The sequence below is a fragment of the Fusobacterium perfoetens genome (genome assembly GCF_021531595.1).
Taxonomy (GTDB): Bacteria; Fusobacteriota; Fusobacteriia; order Fusobacteriales; family Fusobacteriaceae; genus Fusobacterium_B.
Genome location: NZ_JADYUD010000029.1, coordinates 1 through 1,261 on the forward strand (window position 1 = coordinate 1; position 1,261 = coordinate 1,261).

Consider the following 1,261-nt stretch of genomic DNA (forward strand, 5'->3'; position numbering starts at 1 on the left):
AAAATTTAGGAGGAAAAAATGGCAAAAGAAAAATTTGACAGAAGCAAACCCCATGTAAACATTGGTACAATAGGTCACGTTGACCACGGAAAAACTACTACAACAGCAGCAATCTCTAAAGTTCTAGCTGATAAAGGACTAGCTGAAAGAGTAGACTTTGACAAAATTGACGTTGCTCCAGAAGAAAGAGAAAGAGGAATAACTATCAACACTGCTCACATTGAGTACCAAACAGAAAAAAGACACTATGCTCACGTTGACTGTCCAGGACACGCGGACTATGTTAAAAACATGATTACAGGAGCAGCTCAAATGGACGGTGCGATCCTAGTTGTTTCTGCAGCTGATGGTCCAATGCCTCAAACAAGAGAACACATCCTTCTATCAAGACAGGTTGGAGTTCCATACATCGTAGTATACTTAAACAAAGCAGACATGGTAGACGACGAAGAATTACTAGAACTAGTTGAAATGGAAGTAAGAGAAATCTTAACAGAATATGGATTCCCAGGAGACGAAGTACCAGTAGTAATCGGATCATCTTTAGGAGCATTAAACGGAGAAGAAAAATGGGTTAACCAAATCATGGCTCTTATGGACGCAGTTGACGAATATATCCCAACTCCAGAAAGAACAATAGATCAACCATTCTTAATGCCAATAGAAGATGTATTCACAATTACAGGAAGAGGAACAGTTGTAACAGGAAGAGTAGAAAGAGGAATCATCAAAGTTGGAGAAGAAGTAGAAATAGTAGGAATCAAACCAACAACAAAAACAACTTGTACAGGAGTAGAAATGTTCAGAAAACTTCTTGATCAAGGTCAAGCAGGAGACAACATTGGAGCTCTATTAAGAGGAACTAAAAAAGAAGAAGTAGAAAGAGGACAAGTACTAGCAAAACCAGGAACAATCCACCCACATACAAACTTCAACGGAGAAGTATATGTATTAACTAAAGAAGAAGGAGGAAGACATACTCCATTCTTCACAGGATACAGACCACAATTCTACTTTAGAACAACAGATATAACAGGAGCAGTAAACTTACCAGAAGGTGTAGAAATGGTAATGCCAGGAGACAATATCACAATGTCAGTAGAATTAATTCACCCAATCGCAATGGAAGTAGGATTAAGATTCGCTATCAGAGAAGGTGGAAGAACAGTAGCTTCTGGAGTAGTATCAGAAATAACTAAATAGTAAAACCCTAATGGGTATAGTAAGAAGAGAAGGAGAAATCCTTCTCTTTTTTTGTATA

1 protein-coding gene is annotated in these 1,261 nt (G+C 38.0%); it reads left to right on the plus strand.

Translation table 11 applies throughout. From position 1 onward, the window contains the following. The first annotated feature begins 18 nt into the window (after positions 1 to 18). Positions 19 to 1,203 carry an elongation factor Tu gene (gene tuf / locus I6E17_RS09795; protein WP_235237090.1) on the plus strand — a complete coding sequence of 395 codons (1,185 nt, stop codon included), beginning with the start codon at positions 19 to 21 and terminating at the stop codon, positions 1,201 to 1,203. The last annotated feature ends 58 nt before the right edge of the window (positions 1,204 to 1,261 follow it).